This is a genomic window from Pseudomonas sp. BW7P1 (genome assembly GCF_024981055.1).
GTDB lineage: Bacteria > Pseudomonadota > Gammaproteobacteria > Pseudomonadales > Pseudomonadaceae > Aquipseudomonas > Aquipseudomonas bananamidigenes.
In genome coordinates, this window is the sequence record NZ_CP103374.1 from 4,610,282 (window position 1) to 4,635,336 (window position 25,055).

22 protein-coding genes, 6 tRNA genes and 1 pseudogene are annotated in these 25,055 nt (G+C 60.6%); 10 read left to right on the forward strand and 19 right to left on the reverse strand.

Features of this window, described 5'->3' with window-relative positions:
- Window positions 1-117 precede the first annotated feature (117 nt).
- Entirely contained in the window at window positions 118-741 is a 624-nt protein-coding gene (locus NWV16_RS20710; RefSeq protein WP_260520566.1) for a glutathione S-transferase, read from the reverse strand.
- Between the two features lie 43 nt (window positions 742-784).
- Window positions 785-1,444 carry a transglutaminase family protein gene (locus tag NWV16_RS20715; RefSeq protein WP_260520567.1) on the reverse strand — a complete coding sequence of 220 codons (660 nt, stop codon included), beginning with the start codon at window positions 1,442-1,444 and terminating at the stop codon, window positions 785-787.
- Window positions 1,445-1,691: 247 nt separating this feature from the next.
- Here NWV16_RS20715 and NWV16_RS20720 point away from each other — a divergent pair, with 247 nt between their 5' ends.
- Entirely contained in the window at window positions 1,692-4,139 is a 2,448-nt protein-coding gene (locus NWV16_RS20720) for an acyl-CoA dehydrogenase (protein ID WP_260520568.1), read from the forward strand.
- Between the two features lie 74 nt (window positions 4,140-4,213).
- Entirely contained in the window at window positions 4,214-4,621 is a 408-nt protein-coding gene (locus NWV16_RS20725) for a PA2817 family protein (protein WP_039770706.1), read from the forward strand.
- A gap of 56 nt (window positions 4,622-4,677) precedes the next feature.
- Here NWV16_RS20725 and NWV16_RS20730 read toward each other — a convergent pair whose 3' ends face one another.
- Entirely contained in the window at window positions 4,678-5,673 is a 996-nt protein-coding gene (locus NWV16_RS20730; protein ID WP_065257256.1) for a LysR family transcriptional regulator, read from the reverse strand.
- A 90-nt stretch (window positions 5,674-5,763) separates the two neighbouring features.
- Between NWV16_RS20730 and NWV16_RS20735 the strand changes: the two genes are divergently transcribed.
- From NWV16_RS20735 to NWV16_RS20750, 4 genes are all read left to right on the forward strand, one after another.
- Window positions 5,764-6,390, forward strand: a complete 627-nt coding sequence (locus NWV16_RS20735; protein WP_260520569.1) for an alanyl-tRNA editing protein — start codon at window positions 5,764-5,766, stop codon at window positions 6,388-6,390.
- Window positions 6,391-6,479: 89 nt separating this feature from the next.
- Complete coding sequence (locus NWV16_RS20740) at window positions 6,480-7,250, forward strand: 2OG-Fe(II) oxygenase (protein WP_065257258.1); 771 nt, start codon at window positions 6,480-6,482, stop codon at window positions 7,248-7,250.
- Window position 7,251: 1 nt separating this feature from the next.
- Window positions 7,252-7,890, forward strand: coding sequence for a LysE family translocator (locus tag NWV16_RS20745; RefSeq protein ID WP_260520570.1), 639 nt, complete (start codon window positions 7,252-7,254; stop codon window positions 7,888-7,890).
- 195 nt (window positions 7,891-8,085) lie between these two features.
- A complete protein-coding gene (locus NWV16_RS20750; protein ID WP_260520571.1) occupies window positions 8,086-9,825 on the forward strand; it encodes a dipeptidase in 1,740 nt (579 codons plus the stop codon).
- Window positions 9,826-9,950: 125 nt separating this feature from the next.
- Here the strand turns inward: NWV16_RS20750 and NWV16_RS20755 are convergent.
- From NWV16_RS20755 to NWV16_RS20780, 6 genes are all read right to left on the reverse strand, one after another.
- Window positions 9,951-10,026, reverse strand: a tRNA-Gly gene (locus NWV16_RS20755).
- A gap of 2 nt (window positions 10,027-10,028) precedes the next feature.
- Window positions 10,029-10,104, reverse strand: a tRNA-Glu gene (locus NWV16_RS20760).
- Window positions 10,105-10,162: 58 nt separating this feature from the next.
- Window positions 10,163-10,238, reverse strand: a tRNA-Gly gene (locus tag NWV16_RS20765).
- Between the two features lie 3 nt (window positions 10,239-10,241).
- Window positions 10,242-10,317, reverse strand: a tRNA-Glu gene (locus NWV16_RS20770).
- A gap of 104 nt (window positions 10,318-10,421) precedes the next feature.
- A tRNA-Gly gene (locus NWV16_RS20775) sits at window positions 10,422-10,497 on the reverse strand.
- A gap of 2 nt (window positions 10,498-10,499) precedes the next feature.
- Window positions 10,500-10,575: transfer RNA gene (locus NWV16_RS20780), tRNA-Glu, on the reverse strand.
- Window positions 10,576-10,963: 388 nt separating this feature from the next.
- On the opposite strand from NWV16_RS20780, the gene NWV16_RS20785 reads away from it, so the two are divergent.
- Window positions 10,964-11,722, forward strand: a complete 759-nt coding sequence (locus tag NWV16_RS20785; RefSeq protein ID WP_065261849.1) for a hypothetical protein — start codon at window positions 10,964-10,966, stop codon at window positions 11,720-11,722.
- Window positions 11,723-12,183: 461 nt separating this feature from the next.
- Here NWV16_RS20785 and NWV16_RS27855 read toward each other — a convergent pair whose 3' ends face one another.
- From NWV16_RS27855 to NWV16_RS20800, 4 genes and pseudogenes are all read right to left on the reverse strand, one after another.
- Window positions 12,184-13,065, reverse strand: coding sequence for a methyl-accepting chemotaxis protein (locus tag NWV16_RS27855; protein ID WP_409519393.1), 882 nt, complete (start codon window positions 13,063-13,065; stop codon window positions 12,184-12,186).
- Between the two features lie 27 nt (window positions 13,066-13,092).
- Window positions 13,093-14,145: pseudogene (locus NWV16_RS27860) on the reverse strand (methyl-accepting chemotaxis protein); the annotation flags it as partial.
- 108 nt (window positions 14,146-14,253) lie between these two features.
- Window positions 14,254-15,654, reverse strand: a complete 1,401-nt coding sequence (locus NWV16_RS20795; protein WP_260520573.1) for a PLP-dependent aminotransferase family protein — start codon at window positions 15,652-15,654, stop codon at window positions 14,254-14,256.
- A gap of 194 nt (window positions 15,655-15,848) precedes the next feature.
- On the reverse strand, window positions 15,849-16,610 hold the full coding sequence (locus NWV16_RS20800; protein WP_260520574.1) for an SDR family oxidoreductase: 762 nt from the start codon (window positions 16,608-16,610) through the stop codon (window positions 15,849-15,851).
- A 223-nt stretch (window positions 16,611-16,833) separates the two neighbouring features.
- Here NWV16_RS20800 and NWV16_RS20805 point away from each other — a divergent pair, with 223 nt between their 5' ends.
- A complete protein-coding gene (locus tag NWV16_RS20805) occupies window positions 16,834-17,838 on the forward strand; it encodes an NADP-dependent oxidoreductase (protein WP_260520575.1) in 1,005 nt (334 codons plus the stop codon).
- A 52-nt stretch (window positions 17,839-17,890) separates the two neighbouring features.
- Here the strand turns inward: NWV16_RS20805 and pyrF are convergent, their stop codons facing one another.
- Window positions 17,891-18,589, reverse strand: coding sequence for an orotidine-5'-phosphate decarboxylase (pyrF, locus tag NWV16_RS20810; protein WP_260520576.1), 699 nt, complete (start codon window positions 18,587-18,589; stop codon window positions 17,891-17,893).
- A gap of 283 nt (window positions 18,590-18,872) precedes the next feature.
- Between pyrF and NWV16_RS20815 the strand changes: the two genes are divergently transcribed.
- Together NWV16_RS20815 and NWV16_RS20820 are read left to right on the forward strand one after the other, a co-directional pair.
- A complete protein-coding gene (locus tag NWV16_RS20815) occupies window positions 18,873-19,634 on the forward strand; it encodes a response regulator (RefSeq protein WP_409519306.1) in 762 nt (253 codons plus the stop codon).
- Entirely contained in the window at window positions 19,634-20,680 is a 1,047-nt protein-coding gene (locus NWV16_RS20820; RefSeq protein WP_260520578.1) for a cell wall metabolism sensor histidine kinase WalK, read from the forward strand. Before NWV16_RS20815 ends, NWV16_RS20820 begins: the two co-directional genes overlap by 1 nt.
- 78 nt (window positions 20,681-20,758) lie before the next feature.
- Here NWV16_RS20820 and NWV16_RS20825 read toward each other — a convergent pair whose 3' ends face one another.
- The 5 genes from NWV16_RS20825 to NWV16_RS20845 all read right to left on the reverse strand — a co-directional run bounded on the left by NWV16_RS20825 (window position 20,759) and on the right by NWV16_RS20845 (window position 25,035).
- Complete coding sequence (locus tag NWV16_RS20825) at window positions 20,759-21,814, reverse strand: AI-2E family transporter (protein ID WP_260520579.1); 1,056 nt, start codon at window positions 21,812-21,814, stop codon at window positions 20,759-20,761.
- Window positions 21,815-21,883: 69 nt separating this feature from the next.
- Complete coding sequence (locus tag NWV16_RS20830; RefSeq protein ID WP_260520580.1) at window positions 21,884-22,690, reverse strand: DUF4892 domain-containing protein; 807 nt, start codon at window positions 22,688-22,690, stop codon at window positions 21,884-21,886.
- A gap of 127 nt (window positions 22,691-22,817) precedes the next feature.
- On the reverse strand, window positions 22,818-23,672 hold the full coding sequence (locus NWV16_RS20835) for an alpha/beta hydrolase (protein WP_260520581.1): 855 nt from the start codon (window positions 23,670-23,672) through the stop codon (window positions 22,818-22,820).
- Entirely contained in the window at window positions 23,669-24,475 is an 807-nt protein-coding gene (locus tag NWV16_RS20840) for an alpha/beta fold hydrolase (protein WP_260520582.1), read from the reverse strand. The genes NWV16_RS20835 and NWV16_RS20840 overlap by 4 nt, the downstream gene beginning before the upstream one ends.
- A 116-nt stretch (window positions 24,476-24,591) precedes the next feature.
- Window positions 24,592-25,035 (reverse strand): hotdog fold thioesterase, encoded by a 444-nt coding sequence (locus NWV16_RS20845; protein WP_260520583.1) that lies wholly within the window; start codon window positions 25,033-25,035, stop codon window positions 24,592-24,594.
- Between the last annotated feature and the right edge of the window lie 20 nt (window positions 25,036-25,055).

The window sequence follows — 25,055 nt, forward strand, 5'->3', positions numbered from 1 at the left end:
CAAGAAGAGAAAAAGGACTGTATGACGGCGGGCGGCGAGGGAAACAACCGCGGCGCACATGCGCAATGGTGCTTGCCGTCGCCGCACAAGTACAGTCAAGTGTGTCGATAGTAGGTATTAAGTCAACGCGGTCATGACGGCCTTGCGATAGGCCGGGCGCTGCTTCAGTCGCGCATACCAGGCCTCCAGATGCGGCATCGGCGCACGTTCTATCGGCATCTCGAACCAGGCATAAATGAAACTGCCGAGGGGAATGTCGCCCATGCCGATTTCACTGCCGGACAGGAACGGCTGGTTTTTCAAGGCCTGATCGGCCATGACCAGCAAGCCTTCGCATTCCTTGATCGCGGCATGAATCGCCGGCCAGTCCTGCTTTTCGGCAGGGGTGCGCAGAACGCCCCAGAACACCGTACGAAACGGCCCGGCAAAACTGGACGTGGTCCAGTCCATCCACTTGTCGGCGATCGCGCGGGTTTGCAGGTCCGCCGGATACCACGACGTGTTGGCTGCGTGCCTGGCCAGCAGGTAGCGGACGATGGCGTTGGATTCCCACAACACGAAACCGTCGTCCTCGATCACCGGCACCCGACCGTTCGGGTTCATGGCCCGGTACTGCGGCGTGTCGACCACCCCGAACGCACCACCGGCATCGATCGCCTCGTAGCCCAGTTTGAGCTCTTCGGCAGCCCACAACGCTTTCCTGACATTCGACGAATTCTTGCGACCCCAGATCTTCAGCATGACCGCCTCTTTTCCATTGAGTGGGCGAGCAGCATACGCCGGATCAGCGGCTGCCGACATCACCGTGCACGTCGCTGGCCAGTGGCGTCTGCTGATCGTTGAACAGATGCGGATAACATTTCTGCAGGTGCTCGAAGAAAAAGGATTCCGGTACATCGGCGAACTGGCCGTGATCGACCAGGTATTCCATCAGCAGCGCACCATCGCTGTTGTACGGGTGGAAAACGCTGTCGTTCATGCCGTCGAATTCCAGCGGCGCAACGTTGAACATTTCGCAGAGTTTCCGGTTGAACGCGGGTGTGGCCTTGACCCAGCGATCATTGAGAAACAGCTCGGTGTAACCATGCATGGCAAACACTTCGCTTCTGAGCAGTTCAAGCAGACGCGGCGTCGACAGATGATTTTTCACATCCGCCAGACCGATGCGTGCCGGGATCCCGCAATGGCGCGCACAACCGGCGAGCAGCGTTGCCTTGGGCACGCAATAACTTTCCCCCGCCGCCAGCGCGTGACTGCCGCGCAAGGTCTGCGGGTCGCGACTGAAGGTGTACATGTTGTAACGCACCGCCTCACGCACCGCGTAATAAAGACTGATCGCCTGCGCGCGCGGGTCACGGCTGGCACCACGGTGCTGTTCTGCGAACTCCACCACCGAGGGGTGGTCACTATCGATGAAGCGGCCGGGGCTCAGATATTCGCGCATGACGTTGTTCTCCTCGATGAAATCCGAGTCTAGCGAGAGGTTCAGCACAGAGATAACGACGTTTCGGCCAAACATGGACGCAAAGCCGCGGAGTCGGCGAACGATTTCCCACGGATGTTGCCCACCTGACTTACAAAAGATATCCAGGCATTCCCACGATTCAGATCACCTTGCTCTGACCACCCTGATTCGCAGATGCCGTCTAAGCTCTGGAGGGTCGTTTGCCCTGGTTCACGGAGGATTACATATGCTGTTGTTGTGGATACTGGTTCTGATCGTCGGCGTGGCGTATCTGGCCCACCGACGCATCGCCCCGCTGCCGGCACTGGGCATCGTCGCGGCTTATCTGCTGGCGATGGGGATCTTCAGCCACGCACCGGGCTGGCTGCTGCTGATCTTCTGGGTCGTACTGGCCATCGTCGCGGCTGCGTTGCTGCTGCCGGATCTGCGCCGCAAACACTTCAGCGCGCCGCTGTTCAGCTGGTTCCAGAAAACCCTGCCACCGATGTCGCAAACCGAGCGCGATGCCATCGATGCCGGCACGGTGTGGTGGGACGGCGAACTGTTCAGCGGCCGCCCGGACTGGGAAAAACTGCTGTCCTATCCCAAGGCGCAGCTGACCGAAGAAGAGCAGGCTTTTATCGACGGCCCGACCGAAGAGCTCTGCGCCATGGTCACCGACTGGCAGATCGGCCAGACGATGGACCTGCCCGCCGACGCCTGGAACCACATCAAGGAACACGGTTTTTTCGCCCTGATCATTCCCAGGGAATTCGGCGGTAAAGGCTTCTCCGCCTATGCCCACTCCCAAGTGGCGATGAAACTGGCAACCCGCAGCGGCGATCTTGCCTCCACCGTGATGGTGCCCAACTCCCTCGGTCCGGCCGAACTGCTGCTGCACTACGGCACCGACGAACAGCGAAACCACTACCTGCCGCGCCTGGCCCGGGGTGACGATATCCCGTGCTTTGCCCTCACCGGCCCCCTCGCCGGTTCCGATGCCGGAGCGATGCCCGACACCGGGATCATCTGCAAGGGTCAGTGGGAAGGCAAGGAAACCCTCGGCCTGCGCCTGAACTGGGAGAAACGCTACATCACCCTCGGTCCGGTCGCGACCCTGCTGGGCCTCGCGTTCAAGGCCTATGACCCGGACCACTTGCTCGGCGACAGGGAAGACCTGGGCATCAGCCTCGCGCTGATTCCGACCGACACCCCCGGTGTGGAAATCGGCCGCCGCCATCTGCCGCTGGGCGCAGCATTCATGAACGGCCCCAACTCCGGCAAGGATGTGTTCATTCCGCTGGATTTCCTGATCGGCGGCCAGGACATGCTCGGCAAGGGCTGGATGATGCTGATGAACTGCCTGTCGGTCGGCCGTTCGATCTCCCTGCCGGCAGTCGGCACCGGTGCGGCCAAGTTCACCAGTCTGGTCACTGGGCAGTACGCGCAGATTCGTGAGCAGTTCAACGTTCCGCTGTCCGCCTTCGAAGGCATTCAGGAAGCCATGGCCCGCATCGGCGGCAACGCGTGGATGATGGACGCCGCACGCATGTTGACCGCCAACGCGGTGGATCTGGGCGAGAAGCCGTCGGTGCTGTCGGCCATTCTCAAGTATCACCTCACCGAACGCGGCCGCGAGTGCATCAGCCACGCCATGGACGTGCACGGCGGCAAGGCGATCATCATGGGCCCGAACAACTACCTGGGCCGCAGCTGGAACGGCGCGCCGATCTTCATCACCGTGGAAGGCGCGAACATTCTTTCGCGCAACCTGATGATTTTCGGCCAGGGCGCGATCCGCTGCCATCCGTTCGTTCTCAAGGAAATGGCCCTCGCCGGCCGCGAGGACAAGGATCAGGCGCTCAAGGAGTTCGATGGCCTGCTGCTCAAGCACATCGGATTTGCCGTGAGCAACGCCGCCAGCACGCTGGTATTGAACCTGGGACTCGGGCACTTCGAACATGCCCCGGGTGACAGGCTCAGCCAGGGGTATTTCCGCGCACTCAACCGTCAGGCTGCGGCATTTGCCATGCTCGCCGACCTGAGCATGATGCTGCTGGGCGGTGAACTGAAACGTCGCGAACGTCTTTCGGCACGGCTGGGCGATGTGCTGAGCAACCTGTATCTGGCCTCGGCAGCGCTCAAGCGCTATCACGACCTTGATTCCCCGGCCTATATGGAACCGCTGTTCAGATGGGCCATGGAAGAAAGCCTCGGGCAGTCGGAAAAGGCCCTGGATGAGCTGCTGACCAATTTCCCGAACCGGGTTTTCGGCTGCCTGTTGCGCGTGATCGTGTTCCCGTTCGGTCGCCGCCACAAAGGTCCGTCGGACCGACTCGGTGCCGAAGTGGCAGCGGTTATCGGTCGGGCCAAAGGCGATCCGGCGCTGGAAGAGTTGCTCGCCGGCTGCTATCGCCCCCAATCGGCGGACGATGCCGTGGGTGCACTGCAACATGCCTGCGATCAACTGAATGCCGCGCAACCGTTGCACAAAAAACTGCACACCTCGCTCAAAAGCGGTCAGGTCAAACCGGTTGCCGGCGAACACGTCATCGATGCGGCGCTGGAGGCGGGCGTGCTGCAAGCGGCGCAAGCCCAGACCCTGCGTGATGCCGAAGCCGCACGGCGCAAGGTGATCGATGTCGATGACTTCGACAAAGAGCAACTGAAACCGGCGGAAGGGAAAATCCGCTGATCCCTTCAATCAGTGAAAAACGGGCGCAGGGGCTTTATACTCCCGCGCCCGTTTTGCTCTTGAGGACTTATCTCGTGTCCAATGTCGTTGCCGATCATCTGGTTTTGCTCGACCACCTGCGCAGTATCCTGGTCGCCGTAGGTGAGGCCGATCAGGTTCCCGAAGAAAGCCATGCCCTGTTCCTGGAGCGTTTCGACGAACTGCTGGCGTCACTGCCGATCGAGCCGATCGAAAGCCAGTACCTGGGCCAGGACATCCTGACTCAAGTGATTACCCGCTACCCACAAATTGCCCACCTGATCCCTCGGGATCTGCTGTGGTTCTTCGCCGGCGACTGCCTGCACTACCTGTCGGACGAAGAAATCGACCTGTATCAGGCACTGGAAGAGCGTCGCTACGAAGCCGAACAGAACGACGAACCGTTCGACTGGAACCAGGAAAAACAACTGCTGGCGATGTCCGCCCAGGACAGCAAGCACTGATTTTCACCGCACAATGAAAAGGCCCGCATGATGCTTCATGCGGGCCTTTTTTCTGCTTAGAGCAACCCTTCCCCCTCGGGCAATTCGTATTCGGCCAACACCTTCGCACTGCCGGATTTTCCCCGTTTGCTCAAAGTCGGCTCTTTCTCCAGACACTCCACCAGATAGTCGATGAATACCCGCAACTTCGGTGGCAGGTAGCGCGTCGGCGAGTGCAACAACCACAAGCCGCCATGATAGGACGCCAGGAATGTCCAGTCCGGCAGCACCTGCACGACCAGCCCCTGCTCAAGGGCATAGCGCGCCGTGAAATACGGCAGGCTGCCGATTCCGATGTGCTGCAGCACCGCGCCCAGGCGCACGCCGGTGTGATTGGCGGCATACCGGCCACGCACGCCGACCGTCACTGCCTTGCTGCCCTTCTTGAACTTCCAGCGCGCATCGCTCGGGGTTTCGCCCAGATAGATACAACTGTGATTGAGCAAGTCATGGGGATGAGTGGGCGTGCCATGTTCGGCCAGGTATTGCGGCGTTGCGCAGAGCAAATGGTCGATGGTCAGCAACTGTCGCCCGACCAGCCCCGCCGGCGGCCGCTCCGTGATGCGAATCGCCAGATCGACATGATCGTCGATCAGATCCACCTGCCGGTCTTCCAGCAGCAACTCCACATCGACCTTCGGATAACGGCGCAGAAACTCCGGCATGTGCGGATGAATCACGAAACGCCCCACCGCTTTAGGCACGCTGACCCGCACCAGTCCCTCGGCTTCGTGGGTGAACTGGCCGCTGATTTCCATCACCGACCGGGCGGCGCTGACCATCTCCTGACAGCGTTTGAATACCTCTTCCCCGCCGTCACTCAGGCGCAACTTGCGCGTAGTGCGTTGCAGCAACCGCGTTGCCAGCGCTTTCTCCAATCGGGAAATGCTGCGGCTGACCGCCGAGGGTGACGAGCCCAGCTGGCGAGCCGCTTCGGAGAAGCTGCCGGTTTCCACGACCTTGACGAAAATGGCCATTTCACCGAGCAGTGGCAAGGGAAGATTTATGCTCACAGCGCAACAGTCCTTTGATGTTTGAACGGATTATCACGTTATTGCACGATTCATATAATTAAAAAAGAAACTTTAATAAGGGCATGGAATATGACGCTTCGCCTCTTTTTCCATAGTGATGACCTCAAGGCCAATGTGGAAGTCCTCGACTGCACGCCCCATGAGAACGAATTCGCCGTGGTGCTGCGCGCCACGCTGTTTCACCCGCAAGGCGGCGGGCAACCATGCGACACCGGCTGGATCGGCGACGCTCGGGTTTTGCGAGTGGTGCAGGAAACGGAACGAATCATCCACTTCGTCGATCGGCCTGTGCCGCTGGGCATGACCCAGATCCGCATCGATGAAGAACGCCGGCAATTCAACACCCGCATGCATTCCGCCGGTCACTTGATCGGCCATTTCATTCAAGCCATGGGCTGGATGCCGATCAAGGGGCACCACTGGCCCGATGAAGGCCGGGTGCAGTTCAAACCCGGGGATTCGGCTCAGGAAGTCGATGCGCAAATCGTCCAGTACGGCATCGGACAATGGATCGAACACGATCTCCCACGCCTGACATCCCTGCGCGAGGGCGCGCGGGAAATCGGCTTTGGTGAACTGCCGGCCTATGGCTGCGGTGGCACCCATGTACGCAGCCTGAAGGATCTGGGCACAGTCACGATCGCGTCCCTTTCGCAGAAAAAGGGCACGTTGTCCGTCCACTACACCGTGGATTGAGGATATCGGGCACTGCCAGATGCAGTGCCCGACGCCGTGGAACCGCGCTCGCCGGTTCCGTTGACTACTCGTTAGATGGACCTGAAACCATGATGCTTGACGTCGAGCGTCTCGATGAGACGTGCATAAAAAAACTGGCCAACGAAGAAGTCCTTGCCATTCGCCTCAAAGGTTTTTTGCCTGAAGACCAGGCGATCCGGATTGGCGACAAGATTCTCGCCCCCGGCTTCGAGGGTTATATCAACGCACCCAGCATCGGTCGCATCGGCATGGCGTTCTATGAGGCGGAAAACCAGCCGTTGCTTATCGAGGATTACTTCGAACGCGCCACCGGCAACATTGCCGAACTGCGCAATCGTTGCGCACCCTACTCCTCGCCGATCGACACTCTGCGCTGCATGCTCGACGAATCCTGGCCCGCAGGCGCGCATCTGGAGAACCTGTACGGGCGCAAGATGTATGTCGGTCTGTCACGGGTGGTCAAACCCGGTGTCTGCTTTCTCGCTCACCATGACATCTTCGCCAAGGATGCTCCGGAAAGCTTTCAGGCCCGCAGCCTGGAGGCGCAATTCGCCTGCAACGTTTACCTGAACATGCCGACCGAGGGCGGCGCGTTGCAGATGTGGGAGGACGACATCTCACCGGATCGCTTCGACGAAATGCGTGGCGACAGCTACGGCATCGACCCGGCACTGCTCGGCCCGCCAGCCCTGGAAGTGCGACCGGAACCCGGGGATTTCATCATGTTCAACTCCCGTCGCATGCACTCGGTCACGCCGGGCGTGGCAGATCCGCGCCTGAGCCTTTCGTTTTTTGTCGGCTATCGCGGCAATGCATCACCCCTGACTTTCTGGAGCTGAAATGACATCGAATTACCTGGGCGAGTTTCTGGCGCTGGCCACCATCCACTTTCTGGCCGTGGTCGCTCCCGGCCCGGATTTCGCCGTGACCATTCGTCAGAGTGTGCGCTTCGGTCGATTGGTCGGCATCTGCACGGCACTGGGCATCGGCGCGGGGATTTCCGTGCACGTGCTGTACACCCTGCTGGGCGTCGGCGCCTTGATGCACACCACGCCCTGGCTGCTGACGGTGGCCAAGGTGGTGGGCGGCGCTTACATTTTCTACCTCGGTATAAGCCTGATCCGCAGCAAACCCAAGACAACGCTGGAAGGCGAAAAAAACAGCGACGAACCACTGGTCGAGCAATCACTGTTCAAGGCGTTTACCACCGGTTTCCTGACCAACGCCACCAACCCCAAGGCCACACTGTTCTTCCTGGCGATCTTCACCACGATCATCAGCGCCAGCACGCCGCTGGAAATCCAGGCCCTGTACGGACTGTGGATGTGCAGCGTGAACGCACTGTGGTTCGTGATCGTTGCGTTGTTCTTTTCAAGCAGCAAGGTGCGGCTGTTGTTTATGCGCATGGGCCATTGGTTCGAGCGCAGCATGGGGGTGATTTTGATCCTGTTTGCCGGACGACTGGTGCTGTCGATGTAAATACGCTGATCGGAGAAGCCCGGCCCAGACAGATTGGACGGGCTTTTTCGATTCTGCGCCGCTTTTGCATTTCTGTGCGACGCGTCCCACTTCGGGGGCTCCCCTGTCACGCGCTTGTGGTGTTAGTTTGCGAAACCGTCTGAACAATCAATCAGACACTTCCTACTCACCACCTGCAAAGGAATGCCCTTAGCAATGGATTTTTCCCTCAAGCAACTGGCCGCGTCGACCCTGATCCTGGCCAGCCTTTCATCCGTGACACTGCCCGCTCACGCCAATATCACACCGCAGCAAAGCGCGACCATCCTCAAGAGTTTCAGCGATGCCAAGGTCAGTGATTTCCGCCAGTTCCTCGGCGAGCTGGCCAAGAGCGACCTGAGCAAGACCGACGACCTGCGCCCGTCCATCAACGCGTTTCTCGACAACAAGACGCTGACTACCGAGCAACAAAACGAGATCTATCGCCTGCTGGGCCTCTACACCCGGGCGAAATACGGCAAAGCCGCTCTGGAAACCCTGCGCGAACTGGTCGAGATCCCGACTGATCGCAAAGAAGGCGTTGCCCAGCACGAAAACCCTGAATTCATCAAGATCGCGGCCAGGATCAAGGACCTGGCCGAGTCCTTTGGCCTGAACTTCCGGAACATCGATAACCGTGTCTACGAAATCTCCCTCGACGGCAGCGGCAAGGAAGTCGTGGGCATTCACGCGCACGCCGACGTGGTGCCGGTGACACCGGAAAACTGGGTGCTGAAGGACGGCACCAAACTCGACCCGTTCAAGGTCACGCTGATCGGCGACCGCATGTACGGTCGTGGCACAGAGGATGACAAGAATGGGATCGTGGTGACGCTGTATGCCATGAAGGTGATCAAGGAAGAAAAACTTCCGCTGGCCCGCAATTTCAAACTGCTGGTGGACACCACCGAAGAAACCACCGGCGACGCGATTCCTTACTACTTCGAACGCAACCCGACGCCGGAGTACAACCTGGCGCTGGATGGCGGCTACCCGGTAGTGATCGCCGAGAAAGGCTACGGCACAGTCATGGCCAAGTTCGCCAAGCGCAAGGCCGAGGGCAAAGGCGCGGAACTGGTCTCGATGACCGGCGGCATGGCGACCAACCAGATTCCATCGGTTTCAGTCGTCACTCTGGTCACAGACAAACCCGCCGAACTGGCCGCCAGCCTGCAAAAGGCCGGTCGCGAATACGCGAAGCGCAATGGCGGCGATTTCGAAGTGAATGCCAAGGTCGATGGCAAGGACGTGAAACTCAGCGTAACCGGCGTTTCCGCTCACTCATCCGAACCGGAATCCGGCGTCAACCCGGTGGCTCGCATGCTCGACTTCATCCACAGCGTGGATGGCAAGATTGCGCTCAAACACAACCACATCACCGACGCCGCCCGTTACGCCGCCGACAACTGGGGCCTGGACTACAAGGGTGGCAAGCTGGGCGTCGGTTTTGCCGATGATTTCATGGGGCCGCTGACCACCTCGCTGACTTACGTCGGCATGGATGACAAGACCTTCAAACTGGCGGTCAACCTGCGCGTGCCGAAGGGCAAGTCGCCGCAAGTGCTCAAGACCGAAATCGCCGACAAACTGGCGGCCTGGAGCAAGAAAAGCCATGTCGCGGTCAACTTCGATTACTCGATCGCCGAGCCGATGTACCGCAACCCTGAAGGCGAGTGGGTCAAGGCGCTGCTGGCCGTGTCCACCGAAAACCTGGGCATGAAACACGAGTTCGGTACCTCTGCCGGCGCCACCTCGGTGCATGAACTGCCGAACGGGGTGCAATTCGGTCTGGCTCGACCTGAAGTCAAATACACCGGCCACACCGACGGCGAGTTCAAGACCGTTGACCAGTTCCTGCTGGATCTGCAGATCGTCACGGAGATGATGGGGCGTATCGGGCAACTGCCGAAACTTTGATCGCACTTCAAGCCTGCCACCCAGGCGGGCCTGCAAAAAAGGACCTCACGGTCCTTTTTTGTGGCGCTGCAAATCACGCACAAACAAAAACGCCGCTCATCTCTGAGCGGCGTTTTTATTGAATATGGAGCGGGAAACGAGACTCGAACTCGCGACCCCGACCTTGGCAAGGTCGTGCTCTACCAACTGAGCTATTCCCGCAATGGCGTCCCCTAGGGGACTCGAACCCCTGTTACCGCCGTGAAAGGGCGGTGTCCTAGGCCACTAGACGAAGGGGACAGGCTACAACTTTCACTAATAAAAACGCCGCTCTTTGCAAAGCGGCGCTTCTTGAATTTGGAGCGGGAAACGAGACTCGAACTCGCGACCCCGACCTTGGCAAGGTCGTGCTCTACCAACTGAGCTATTCCCGCAAATGGCGTCCCCTAGGGGACTCGAACCCCTGTTACCGCCGTGAAAGGGCGGTGTCCTAGGCCACTAGACGAAGGGGACACACTACCCGGAACACATGGTTTGTGTTTCGGTGTCCAGATCCATATCCGAAGACTTGGTTCTGGTTTCACTCGGCAACGCCCGAAAGCACTGCCGTTTAAAATTGGAGCGGGAAACGAGACTCGAACTCGCGACCCCGACCTTGGCAAGGTCGTGCTCTACCAACTGAGCTATTCCCGCATTGGCGTCCCCTAGGGGACTCGAACCCCTGTTACCGCCGTGAAAGGGCGGTGTCCTAGGCCACTAGACGAAGGGGACACACTACAACATTCACTCCCTGCCGCGTTTCGCTGTGTGCTTTACGCTGCAAGTGGCGCGCATTCTATGGATGGATTGGAGGGTCGTCAACCCCCTGATATAAATTTATTTAAATCAATGACTTCGGGTCGCATGACGGGCCAAATCGGACTTTTCGGCCGCCCGACGATTGGCGCCTATATTCCGACACTCGCCAAGGCGTTATAGTCCACGCCACAGGTGATGGCAATCTGTACCCCAAGGGCCAGTATTTATATAAGCAGGCTTGCGGCCGATACAGATGAAACTTCGCTGATCCAACCCGTCGAGCGGCGCTAGGCTCTTCATGGGCCAAGCCACTACACTCGCACGCGAACCCTATAAAGAGGTCTTACCGGTGACACCACTCATGATCACCCTGCTAGTCATAGCCGGGATCGCAATCTTGATCGCCATTGGCTACATGAACCATGTGGTGGAAAACACCAAACTGGAGAAGGCCCGCACCAAGGTCGAACTCAACGATCGCCTGCGCCGTTGTGGCGAACTGACGGAAACCTTCCCCGGCCAGTTCATGACCCCGGCCCTCAAGCTGTTGATGACCCGTCTGGAACTGAACGTCTGCCAGCGCCTGCTGAACCTGGAAAAGACCAGTGCCACCACCAAGGCCCGCATCACCGAACTGAGCGCCCTCGTCGCCCAGGGTGAATCGATTCCGGTCAACAACCCGCCGGCGCCGATTCAGACTGAAGCCAAAGCCAAGGACGTCCGCTTCCTCCTCGAAGCCCTGCACGGCCAGATCACCCGCGCCGCCCAGGACGGTTTCCTGCCTCCGAACGAAGCCAAGCACTGGATTCGCGAAGTACGCCATATCCTGGTGTTGCTGCACATCGAGTTCTTCAACAACCTCGGCCAGCACGCCCTGCAACAAAACCAGCCCGGCCAGGCCCGCCTCGCCTTCGAGCGCGGCGTGCAATACCTGCGCAAACAGCAGGACCCGCAGATCTACGCCGAACAACTCCAGTACCTGGAAAAACTCCTGGCCCGCGCCAACGCCCAGGTCATGGACAAAATCGCCCCGGTCGAAGGCGAAGAAAACCAGCTGACCGCCGGCCTCAAGGATGTCGAGGCGGATGCGGACTGGAAGAAGAAAGTGATTTACGACTGAGTGCAGATGTTGAGAGAAGCCACCGAGAGGTGGCTTTTTTATTGGCTTCAAAGCAGAAGATCAAAAGCCCCCCTAACCCTGGCTTTGGCTCTCCACCACTCAACACGATGAGCGTTAGCTCGAGTACCGCTCTTGACGTGCCGGCCCCATCGGAAGGCTGAGTGGAGGGATTGATCCGGGGGCAGGCGCGCAGCGCCGTTTGGCGAAGCCAAACACATCGAGAGGAGGTGCAGCGAAGCAAACCGTAGGCGATGCCCCCGGATCAATCCCGGAGCGAAGGAACGCCGAGCCAAAGCGAGGTGCCGAACGCAGGGGCCAAGCCTTTTGCTTACTTTTCGGCGTTTGGAAAAGTGAGCCGCTGTAAGAGCGGAACCGCCAGCGGCAACACCCGAAGCAACGGATATTCACCCAAAACAACCTCAAACCTGGTCGGCCCAAAGGCCGCCAAGGTCAATCCCGGATCAAAGCCGAAAATGCCCAACCATCCCCCTCAGCTCACTCCCCAACTGCGCCAGCTCAACACTCGAAGCCGCATTCCCGCGCATCGCAATCGAAGACTGATCCGCACTCGCCCGAATGCTGGTCACGCTACGATTGATCTCCTCGGCCACCGAGCTCTGCTCCTCGGCCGCCGCCGCGATCTGCTGATTCATCTGCTGGATCAACGAAACCGCCGCCGCAATACTCCCCAGCGCACTTTCGGTCTGCAACGCATCGCTCACCGCCAGTTTCACCAGTTCGCCACTGCTCTGAATCTGCTGCACCGATGAATAAGCCGCCGAACGCAAGGCACTGACCAGCCGCTCGATCTCTTCGGTCGACTGCTGCGTGCGCCGGGCCAGCGCCCGCACCTCATCGGCGACCACCGCAAAGCCCCTGCCCTGCTCTCCTGCCCGCGCCGCTTCGATCGCCGCGTTGAGCGCCAGCAGATTGGTCTGTTCGGCGACGCTCTTGATCACTTCGAGCACTGTGCCGATGTTCTGGATTTCCGCGCTCAGGCTTTCGATGCTCGAACTGGCCGACGTCGCCGAATCCGCCAGTTGCTCGATCCGCGCCATGCTCTGGCGCACCACTTGCTGACCAGTCTCGACCTTGTCGTCTGCAGTCTGAGCCGCAAGCGCCGCCTCTTCAGCATTGCGCGCCACGTCATGAACGGTGGCGGTCATCTGGTTCATGGCCGTGGCAACCTGCTCGGTTTCCTCTTTCTGGCTGCTCACTTCAAGATTGGTCTGCTCGGTCACCGCCGACAGCGATTGTGCGGAACTGGCCAACTGTTCGATACCGGCCTGCAATCCGCTGACAATGGCACTCAGGCCTGCGCCCATCTGCTGCATGGACTGCATCAACTGCCCGATCTCGTCACGACGGGTCACTTCCACCGTTGCACTCAAGTCACCGGCGGCGATCCGTTGAGCAACCTGCATCACGCTGCGCAACGGAGCGACGATCAGGCGGGTGATCACCCAGGCCGCAATCAGACCGACCAGCAAAGCCAGCGCCGAGGACCCGATGATCAGCACAGAGTTTTTCTTCAGCTCCCCCTGCATGGCGACGTCCTGAGCGACGTAGGCCTGATCGACCCGCTCCACCACTTGCGCAGCACGTTGATGCAATTGCTCGGATACGGTTTTTTCCTGGGCCAGCAGCCCGGTGTACTCGGCAAGTTTGTCATTGAAACCGGCGATGTGGCCTGACACCTCATTGAGTACCGTCAGATACCCCTCGTCCTTGACCGTGGATTTCAATTGCTCGGCCTGCGCCTGGGCCTGGGCGGCCTGTTCGATGTTGCCTTTGGCGCTGTCGTCCCCCTTGCGGCTCTGGTCCAGGCGCACACGTGCTTCGTTCATGGCCTGCAGCATCAGGCGCGAAACCTGGCTGACCTGACTGGCCTGCTCGATGAACTGCGCCCCATCCTTGCCTTCGCTGTCCTTGAGCGTGTAGGCGCCGTCATCGGCAAGCCCGGCCTGGAGGACATCAAGATTATTGGCGACGCTGGATACCGACCAACTGGCCATTTCCAGCGCCAGATCCTTGGCCTGAGTCAGTGAGACGAATTCATCGAAGGCCTTGCGGTAGGCAGCCAGCGACTGCTCGACATCGCTCATCACCGCGACGTTGGCCGGCGCTTGCGCTTTCAGCCTGTTGGCCTGCGCGATCAGGGCATCCACCCCTTCATGCAGGGCATCGACGGTTTTCGGATTGCCGTGCAGGGCATAGTCCCGCTCCAGCAAGCGCAGATTGAGCAAATCGCTGTTGAGCGAGGACATCTGCTTGAGCCCGTCGAAGCGCTGACTGATGGTTTGCAGGGACCAGACGCCAATGGCCGCCACCAGCGCAGTCAACAGCAAGACCAGCACAAACCCGATACCCAGTTTTTTTGCCATACCGAGGTTGGCAAAACGTCCTTGCACGGCCGAAATCATTGCGCGTAGCCCCTTGCCGAAGTCTGTTGCCGAAGAGTCGCAACGGCCTTGAACCAGCACAAGACTCTGACGTCGGAATAATGGCAAAAAGCTAGGCTCGCGTCGTTTTCAGAACACTTGAGGTCGATCCACGGCTGTACTGCGAAAGAACTGTCGCGCCCTTGGATCGCAGGCATAAGCCACATTGATCCGCTGCCAGTCACAGGCTTCGCCGCCAGGATTGAATGATGTTCCGAAGGACAATTGCACACCATGGTGCAAGGCCTGCCTGCGCAAGCGCTCCGCATTCGCCCATGGAACGCGTGCCCAGATGAACAGGCCGCCCGTCGGTTTGCCGAATACTTCCCAATCCGCGTCCTCCAGCGCCTCAAGGGCTGCCGCACGATCGGTATTGAGCCGCTGGCGTTGACGCTGTACCAGCTTGCGATAGGCGCCACTGGACAACAGCGTTGCCAATACGGCCTCGTTGAAGCCGGAGGTCCCCATGCAACTGATCGCCTTGACCCGTGCCAGTTGCTCGATCACCTCAAGCCCTGCCGACACGAAGCCGACCCGCAACGAACTGCTCAGCGTCTTGGAATAGCTGCCGACATAGATCACCCGCCTGTCATCGTCCAGTGCGGCCAACCGCGTACCGCTGCCATTGTGCAGATCGGCGTAGACGTCGTCTTCGATCAACCGCAGGTCGTAGGTTTCGCTCAATTGCAGAATCCGCCGGGCCACTGCTGGTGCCAGACAACTCCCGGTAGGGTTGTGGTGATGACTGTTGATGAACATCGCCACGGGCCGGAACTGCTGCAACAACGCCTCCAGTGCCTCGATGTCCGGGCCGTCCGGCAACCGGCGGACTTCCAGCATGCGCACCCCCTGCAGTCGCAGAAGGTCGAACAGCGGTGCGTAACCCGGTGATTCGACCACCACACAATCGCCGGCCCGAAACAGGGTCCGCACGATCAGATCCAGTCCGTGGCTGGCACCGGCCGTGGTCAAAACCCGCGCTTCATCGGCCTCTATGTCGAGCAATCCGAGTCGTTTGACGATTTGCTCGCGCAGCGTGGGGAGCCCCAAGGGTGTGCTGTAATTGAACAGGCTGGCCATGTCCGTGCGGGCCACCTGACGGATGGCATAACTGAGATCGTCGGGTTCTCGCCAGCTCGAGGGCAACACACCGTCACCCAGTTTCAGCCGGGCGCGCGATTGCGGTACGGTCTCGCAGCCGTAGCTCTCGTCCGCCAAAACCTGGCTGCCAAAGGCCTTGCAACACTTCGGCAATGTACTTGCGACCATGAAACCGGCACCTTGCCGGGAGGCCAGAACACCTTGCGCCACCAGACGCTCGCAGGCTTCCGCGACGCTCGACTGGCTGAGCAGGTTAGACCGCGCGATTTGCCGTATGGAAGGCAGGCGCGTCGCCGGTGGCACCTGGCTCTGCTCGATCCACTCGGTCAAGCCATCCACAATCTGCTGTACGACCGGCACCATTGCCTGTCGGTCAATTCTCAATTCCATGAGTAGCCAAACTCCTGTCGGTTTTACTCGCGGCAGTAAATCACAGCCGCGCCGGTCAGGCTGTGCGACAACGCCGTCAAAAGCCACCGTTCTAACCATTTGAAACACATTGTTTATCAATGACATGGAACCAAAACAGGCGAAAAAAAACCCGCCTGCAGGGCGGGTCCGTTCCTGTGTCGACCATGGCTTTCTCAGAATGCGGTGACACCGCCGTCCACTGCCAGTGAATGGCCGGTGGTGAAGGCTGCACCATCACTGCACAGATACAGCACGGCACTGGCGATTTCCTCGACCTTGCCGATGCGACCGACCGGGTGCATGGCGTTGGCGAATTCGCCCTTCTTCGGATCGGCCTCGTAGGCACGACGGAACATGTCGGTATCGATCACGGCCGGGCAAACGGCATTGACGCGGATTTTCTTCTTGGCGTACTCGATCGCAGCAGACTTGGTGAGACCGATCACCGCATGTTTGGAAGCGGCATAGATGCTCATCTTCGGCGCGGCGCCCAGCCCGGCCACCGACGCCGTGTTGACGATCGCCCCGCCCCCCTGTGCCAGCAGCAGCGGCAACTGGTACTTCATGCACAGCCAGACGCCCTTGACGTTGACACCCATGATCGCGTCGAACTCATCCATCGAGCCCTCGGCCAGTTTGCCCTTCTCGATTTCGATCCCGGCATTGTTGAAGGCATAGTCGAGACGACCGTAGGTCTTGATCACCTCATCCATGAGATTTTTCACGTCGCTCTCGACAGTGACGTTGCAGCGTACGAAGGTCGCTTCACCACCGGCTGTACGAATCAGCGCCACCGTCCCCTCGCCCCCGGCGGCATCCAGGTCGGCCACCACCACTTTCAGACCCTCGGCGGCAAACGCCTGCGCGGTCGCGCGGCCAATGCCATTGGCTGCCCCGGTGACTACGGCGACCTGACCGGAAAACGTCATGCTCATTGTTATGTCCTCGAATGCGGGATGAATGAAGGCAGCATAGCCACGGCCATCTCATCAGCGGCAGCACTATCAGAAGGCCGTTTGACCACCCATGAATCGCAGTGATGAAACTGTGCCTGCCACTATCACCCTGTCTGATCGGGCTGTATTCGCCTCGTCAGCCAACCTTGCAGCATCGCCGGTGACGGTCTATCAACAAGGTTTCATCCGTCGAGTGCCCGTCATGACTAACCAGACCAATCGTCAGTTCCTGCTCGCCAAACGCCCGGTAGGCGCAGCCACCCGCGAGACCTTCACCTATCAGCAAGTGCCGGTGGGCGAGCCGGCGGCGGGACAGATCCTGGTGAAGAACGAATACCTGTCCCTGGATCCGGCCATGCGCGGCTGGATGAACGAGGGCAAGTCCTACATCCCGCCGGTGGGCATCGGTGAGGTGATGCGTGCGTTGGGTGTAGGCAAGGTCATCGCATCGAACAACCCGGGGTTTGCGGTCGGGGACTATGTCAACGGCGCCCTGGGCGTGCAGGATTATTTCCTTGGCGAGCCAAAAGGTTTCTACAAGGTCGATCCGAAACTGGCACCGTTGCCGCGTTATCTGTCGGCATTGGGCATGACCGGCATGACCGCCTACTTCGCGCTGCTCGATGTCGGCGCACCGAAGGCCGGGGACACCGTCGTGCTGTCCGGCGCAGCGGGCGCAGTCGGCAGCATTGCCGGACAGATCGCCAAGATCAAAGGCTGCCGGGTGGTCGGTATTGCCGGCGGCGCGGACAAGTGCAAGTTCCTGATCGATGAACTGGGCTTCGACGGTGCCATCGACTACAAGAGCGAAGACGTGCTGGCCGGCCTTAAACGGGAATGCCCGACGGGCGTGGACGTTTATTTCGACAACGTCGGCGGCGATATCCTCGACGCCGTACTGAGCCGTCTGAACTTCAAGGCCCGCGTGGTGATCTGCGGCGCCATCAGCCAATACAACAACAAGGAAGCGGTCAAAGGCCCGGCCAATTATCTGTCGCTGCTGGTCAACCGTGCTCGGATGGAGGGTTTCGTGGTGATGGATTACGCCGCGCAGTACGCCAGTGCCGCCCAGGAAATGGCCGGCTGGATGGCCAAGGGGCAGCTCAAGAGCAAGGAAGACGTCGTCGAAGGACTGGAAACCTTCCCGGAAACCCTGGGCAAACTGTTCAGCGGCGAGAACTTCGGCAAGCTGGTGTTGAAGGTCTGAAAACAATGAAGGGAGCCATCGGGCTCCCTTCATTGAATCTGCAGATACTGGATCAGGCCAGTTCGGCGACCACCGAGGCCAGGGCCTTGGCCGGATCCGCCGCCTGGCTGATCGGACGGCCGATCACCAGATAATCGGAACCGGCATCCAGTGCCTCGCGCGGGGTCAGGATGCGACGCTGATCGTCCTGCGCGCTGCCGGCCGGACGAATCCCCGGGGTCACCAGTTGCAGCGACGGGTGCGCGGTTTTCAGTGCAGTGGCTTCCAGCGCCGAGCACACCAGACCGTCCATCCCGGCCTTTTCGGCCAGCGCCGCCAGGCGCAGCACCTGCTCCTGTGGCTCGATGTCCAGACCGATACCGGCCAGATCCTCACGCTCCATGCTGGTCAGCACGGTCACGCCGATCAGCAAGGGTTGCGGGCCGCTGCGCTTGTCCAGCTCTTCACGGCAGGCCGCCATCATGCGCAGACCGCCAGAGCAGTGAACGTTGACCATCCACACACCCATTTCGGCGGCGGCCTTGACCGCCATCGCCGTGGTGTTGGGAATATCGTGGAATTTCAGGTCGAGGAACACTTCAAACCCCTTGTCACGCAAGGTGCCGACGATTTCCGAGGCACAGCTGGTGAACAGTTCCTTGCCCACTTTGACCCGGCACAGTTTCGGGTCCAACTGGTCGGCCAGCTTCAGTGCGGCGTCACGGGTGGGGAAATCCAGGGCGACGATGATAGGAGTCTGGCAGGCGGACATGGATGGGCTCTCAGGCAAGTCGAAATCGGCGCGCATTGTAGCGGAACCGGCGGCAGCGCGGCACCCGATGATCGGTAAATCATCGCGCCGGACGTGATCAGCATAGCCTTGCAGGGTATTGTGTCGAAGCCGATACACAACCGACACGCCGACAACATGCGTCCGCGCTAGCCTCGCCGGCCGCAACATGTCCTTACAGCAGCCCTTCCCGCCTCACGGCCGGACGCCTATGCTGAAACCACAACCTCGCAGCCTATCTTTGTGGTTGGCGGCCTACTGGCAGATGAACAGCCTCATGCACAACCCTCAAGCCTCCGTGAATGAAGAGCAGAAAGACGACAAGCGCTGGAGCATCCGGGCACTGATCGTCGACGACGATGTGCCGATCCGCGAACTGATGATCGACTACCTGGCCCGTTTCAACATTCACGCCAGCGGCGTCACCGACGGCGCGGCGATGCGCCAGGCGATGCAGGCCGAACACTTCGACGTGGTGGTGCTCGACCTGATGCTGCCCGGTGAAGACGGCCTGTCGCTGTGCCGCTGGCTGCGCGTCGAATCGGATATCCCGATCCTGATGCTGACCGCCCGTTGCGAACCCACCGACCGCATCATCGGCCTCGAACTGGGCGCTGACGACTACATGGCCAAGCCGTTCGAACCTCGGGAGCTGGTGGCGCGGATACAGACGATTCTGCGCCGGGTGCGCGACGACCGCACCGAACAACGTGCGAACATTCGCTTTGACAACTGGCGCCTGAACAGCGTCCTGCGCCAGTTGATCGCCGACGATGGCCTCGTGGTACCGCTGTCCAACGCCGAATTCCGCCTGCTCTGGGTGTTCATCGAACGTCCGCGCCGGGTACTCAGCCGCGAACAGCTGCTGGACGCCGCCCGTGGTCGCTCCATCGAAGCCTTCGACCGCAGCATCGACTTGCTGGTCTCGCGTCTGCGGCAAAAACTGGGCGACGACCCCAAGGCCCCTCAATTGATCAAGACCGTGCGTGGCGAAGGCTATCTGTTCGACGCCAGGGACATCGGCTGATGCGGGCGCGCTTCGACACGCTGTTCGGACGCCTGTTTGGCGTGCTGTTCGTGGCGATCGTCCTGGCGCACCTGCTGGCTTTCGCCTGGTTCCACCATTACGGCCCGCCTCCGCCCCCTCCGCCGCCGGAGTTTTCCCAGGGAGCCGAGGGGCAAGGCCCGCCAGCGGATCCGCGCTTCCCCCATCGCCCGCGCCCCTGGTTCGGCGGACCGCTGGTGCCGCTGACCTTTCAGTTCATTTCATTGATGATCGCCGCGTGGTACGGCGCCAAACTCCTGAGCCGCCCGATCCAGCGCCTGAGCGACGCCGCCGAACGCCTCAGTGAAAACCTCGACAGCCCGCCGCTGGATGAATCGGGCCCGCGAGAAGCCCGGCAGGCGGCGCATACCTTCAACCTGATGCAGCAACGGATTCGCGAACAGGTTCAGCAACGCGCGCGCATGCTCGGCGCCGTTTCCCATGACCTGCGCACACCGTTGTCGCGATTGAAACTGCGTCTGGAACAGATCGACGACGACAGGTTGCAGGGACAGATGCGTCAGGACCTGAACGACATGATCGGCATGCTCGATGCCACCCTTACCTACCTGCACGAACAACGCACCAGCGAAGCGCTGCAGATGATGGACGTGCAGGCGCTGGTCGAATCCCTGTGCGAGAACGCACAGGATCAGGGGGCTGACGTGCAGGTCAGCGGCCATTGCGCACCACTGGCGGTTCAGCCAATGGCCCTGCGCTCCTGCATCAACAACCTGATGGACAACGCCTTGCGCTACGCCGGGCAAGCGCACATAGAGCTGCAGGATCAGCGCGAACACCTGCTGATCCGCGTCATCGACCACGGCCCGGGCATCGCCGAGGACAAACGCGAAGCCGTGTTCGAGCCGTTTTTCCGCCTGGAAGGCTCGCGCAACCGCAACTCCGGCGGCGTCGGCCTGGGCATGACCATCGCCCGAGAAGCCGCCCAGCGCCAGGGCGGCCAATTGAACCTGGAAGAAACGCCGGGCGGCGGCCTTACCGCCGTGATTCGCCTGCCTCGACTCTAGGCCGGTACCGGCCGGTACAAAATCCCAATACCTGCGACACCTCAAACGATGAGCGTCAGCTCGACTCGGGTAGCGGCTTTATCCACGCCGATCCTCAACCCGCCCCTGACTCTTGCTCCAATCCGTCAACAAACTGTAAGCAACAGCCAAAAGCGTCGGCCCGATAAACAACCCGATAAACCCGAACGCAATCAATCCGCCAAACACCCCGAGCAACACGATCACCAGCGGCAGATTCCCGCCACGGCTGATCAGGTACGGTTTGAGCACGTTGTCCACGCCGCTGATGATGAACGTTCCCCAGATCCCGAGAAACACCGCCATCCCGTACTCGCCCTTCCAGGCCAGCCACGCCGTGGCCGGAATCCATACCAGCGGCGGGCCCATCGGAATCAGGCTGAGCAGGAATGTCACGATACCCAGCACCAGCGCCCCCGGAATTCCGGCTATCAGAAACCCGATCAATGCCAGTATCGCCTGCGCTGCCGCGGTACCGATCACACCGTTGACCACCCGCTGCACCGTACCGGCCACCAACTCGATGTAATAGCCGGCACGATCACCGATCAAACGCTCCAGCAGACCATGAACAAATGCCGCCAGCCGCGGCCCGTCACGGTAGAAAAAGAAAACGAAGACTATGCTCAGGGTCAGCTCGAGAATCCCGCCACCGATCTGTGCACTGCGCGCCAGCAGCCAGTTACCGACCTGTCCCAGATAAGGCTTGAGCGACACCATCAGCGCCGCGCCCTGCTGATCGACGCTGTTCCAGAACCCGACCAGTCGCTCCCCCACCAACGGAATGGTGCCAAGCCAGGCCGGTGCTTCCGGCAACCCGTCAACTTGAACGTCCTTGATGAACGCCGTGGCATCGCGTACATGATCGGCCAGGTTGAACCCCAGCCATACCAGCGGCGCGGCCACCAACAGCATCCAGCCCAGGGTCAGGATGCCTGCCGCCAGCGACTCGCGGCCGTTGAGCCAGCGCGTCAGCAGACGCATCAACGGCCAACTGGCGAACGCCAGCACCGCCCCCCAGAACAGCGCCGACCAGAACGGCGCCATCACCCAGAAACTGGCACCGAACAGCACAAGCAACAGGATCTGCACCAGCAGACGATCATTATTGGGCATGTGAAATCTCGAAAAAATCAGTCAGGCAAAGCGTAGGCGAACACGCCGGGCGTGTCCGCCGCAGACACCTTATCGCAACAGATCGATGCGCAGGCCATTGCCTTCGACACTACCGGTCTCCATACGTGCTGCGCGCACGCCCTGGGTGATCAGCGCCTGACGCCAGACCTCGGCCTTTGGCCCGGACACCGCCACTCGCAACGTGGTATCGAGGTTCAGGCCACGGGACAGCAGACGCAACCAGGTGTCGTCGGGATCACCGGTCAGTTTTGGCAACTTCAGCTCGCCGGTGTCCTTCAACTGGCGTAACAGGGTCGCGGAGGTCGGCAATAACTCACCCAAGGGTGTGACGGCCTCGAACTGCTCCACATGCAGATAGGCTTTGCGATTGCCGCGAGTGATGCCGTACAGCGCCACCAGCGTGTTGTCGCGAGGCGCCGCCAGCCTCAGCAGCAGATAGGCCTGCTGCTCGTCGGCACCGTACAGCTTGGCATTGCCGAAGACTTCGTTGGCCCACAGGCTGCTTTCGCCGCAATCCCTGGCCTGACACCAGAACAACAGCTCGGCATCCTGCTTTTGCAAGGCTTCGCGAGCGAGCGTGAAGGCTTCGGTGGCGGAGTGTTCCGGCGGTAGTTCATAGGTGACCGAGGTGGTTTGTCCACGGGCACCGACCTGACCGTCGAAACGCAGCTGGCCGCTGATCTTGCGGATCGAACCCAGCGGGTAAATCCGCTCCTGGGTCGCGGCCGGACGATAGTCGACGATCTGCGCATCGGCCAGTCGCGGCACGATCGGCAGATCCTGACTGCCCGGCAGGTCGGCAGCGAGCGACAAGGGACTGAAACAGCACAGCGCCAGCAGACTGAAGAATCGCATCGGCAGGCTCATCGGATCAGCATGCCCGGGGCGAGTTGATGGCCATCGAGTTTCGCTGCAGTGTAGAAATCCATTGTGGTCGTCTCCCATTTCAACCCGCCCAGCCTCGACAGTTGCCAAAGGCAAGTCAAGGAATGGCGAAGAACCGATTGAAACAGTCTGCGACAAGCACCGCGCCCGACTCGTCGTTCAGGTGCAGATGGTGCCCGCCCGGCAGCTGTTCCCGGCTGAAAGGCAGACGTTCAAGCAGCTCGGTATGTCTGGCCAGCATGCCGTCAGCCGCTACCACCAGATGTGCAGGACAGGCCAGGCGCTGGATGAACGCCATGGCTTGCTCCTGGGTCAGACGCAGCGGCGATGGCAGGGTCAGGCGGTTGTCGGTGCGCCAGGTGTAACCGCCAGGCACCGGCATCAGACCTCGTTGCGCCAACAGTTCGGCAGCCTCGCGACTGACGGCCACCAGGCCTTTCATGCGTGCTTCGATGGCCCGATCAAGCGTGTTGTAGACCGGTTTGCGTTTTTCCCGCAAATCAAGCTGTGCCTGCAGCGCCATGCCCATGCGTTCGGCAGCGTTTTCGCCATTATCTGTGGGAGGAATCACCCCATCGATCAATGCCAGATGGGTGATGCGCTCCGGCAACGAGCCCGCCAGTACCAGCGAAACAATCGCCCCCAGCGAGTGCCCGAGCAGGCCGAAGCGCTGCCAGCCCAGTTGTTGCGCGACTTGCAGCACATCATGGGCGTAATCCCACAACGCATAACCCGCACCGACCGGGCGGTGGCCGGAGTGGCCATGACCGGCCATGTCCAGCGCAACAATTCGCAAGCCGTTGAGTCGAGGGGCCAGACGAGCGAAGCTGTTGGCGTTGTCCAGCCAGCCGTGCAGGGCAATCACCGGCACCCCGTCTTCCGGGCCGAAAATGTGCGCCGCCAGCTCGATATGCGGCAGGCTCAGGCGAATTTCTTCGACCGCCGGGCTCATGCGCAGGCCTTCTGCTGGCGGCTTTCCCAGCGAGCGAACAGGTTTTTCAGCAACTGTGCGGTGTCCTGCGGACGCTCAAGGGGAAACATATGACCGCCCGGCACCGTCAGCGATTCGCCCTGAGGCAGACGACCGACGAACCGGGTGTGATGGTTCATCACCACGCGACTCTTGTGCCCGCGCACCACCGCCAGCGGCACCTGAAGCTGTCGGGTTCGCCCCGGACTGGTGTGCGGCACGCCGCGATAGATGCTGATTTCCGTGGCCGGATCGAAGCGCAGGCGCAGCTTGTCGCCGACCTGGTGCAGACCATGTTGCAGGTAGGCATCGAAGCAGTCGGGATCGAAACCGCGAAACAGGGTCTTGCCGGCAAAGTAGCTGCGGGCACTGTCGAGGTCGGCGAATTCTTCGCGCCGTCCCAGCGTGCGACCGGCCGGGGTCAGTTTGTCGATGAAACCAAACCGCTTGGCAGCGCGGATTACCCAGCGGTCGGTGCGGGTGAGCACCGGGGAGTCGAGCATCACCACCCCGCGATACAGCTCAGGGCAACGCAGCGCGGCGTGCAGGTGCAGCATCCCGCCGAATGAATGGCCAACGCCCCACACCGGCTCCTCTTGCTGCTGCAGGTGATGGATCAGTTCGTCGACCAGGTGATACCAGTTGTCACCTGCCGGAAAACGCGGATCGTGGGCATGCTGCTCCAGATGCGTCACCCGGAACTCCGGCGCCAGCGCCGAGAACAGCTTGCCGTAGGTACCGGAAGGGAAACCGTTGGCGTGGGCGAAGAAAATCGGTTGCGACATACGGGTAAATCCATGGGCGGTAAACGTCGCGTTGATTGTCCGTAAGACCGCGCATCACGGCAATGACCGTAACTGCCAGGAATGATGACAGTACGGTCAGGGCCATGAAGGATCGGTCAGCGCGCCGGTGGCTGTTCGCCCAGCGGCACTACCGCCATGGTCAGCCGCGACACACAGCTGGCCTTGCCCTCATCGCTGGTCAGGCGGATGTCCCAGACATGGGTGGTACGACCGATGTGAATCGGCTTGGCCACCGCCGTCACCCGTCCGCTGCGCAGGCCACGCAGATGGTTGGCGTTGATCTCCAGGCCCACGCAATAGAATTTGCTGGCGTCGATGCACAGGTAGCTGGCCATCGAACCGACCGTCTCGGCCAACACCACCGATGCACCACCGTGCAGCAGGCCATAAGGCTGATGGGTGCGGTGGTCGATCACCATGCTGGCGGTCAGGGACTCTTCGTCGAAGGACTCGAAACGGACGTCCAGCACTTCGCCGATGGTGTTTTTCTGGATGGCGTTCAACTGCTCGATGTCGGGGGTGGTGCGCCACAAGGTCATCGCAGGCTTCCTTTGTTGTT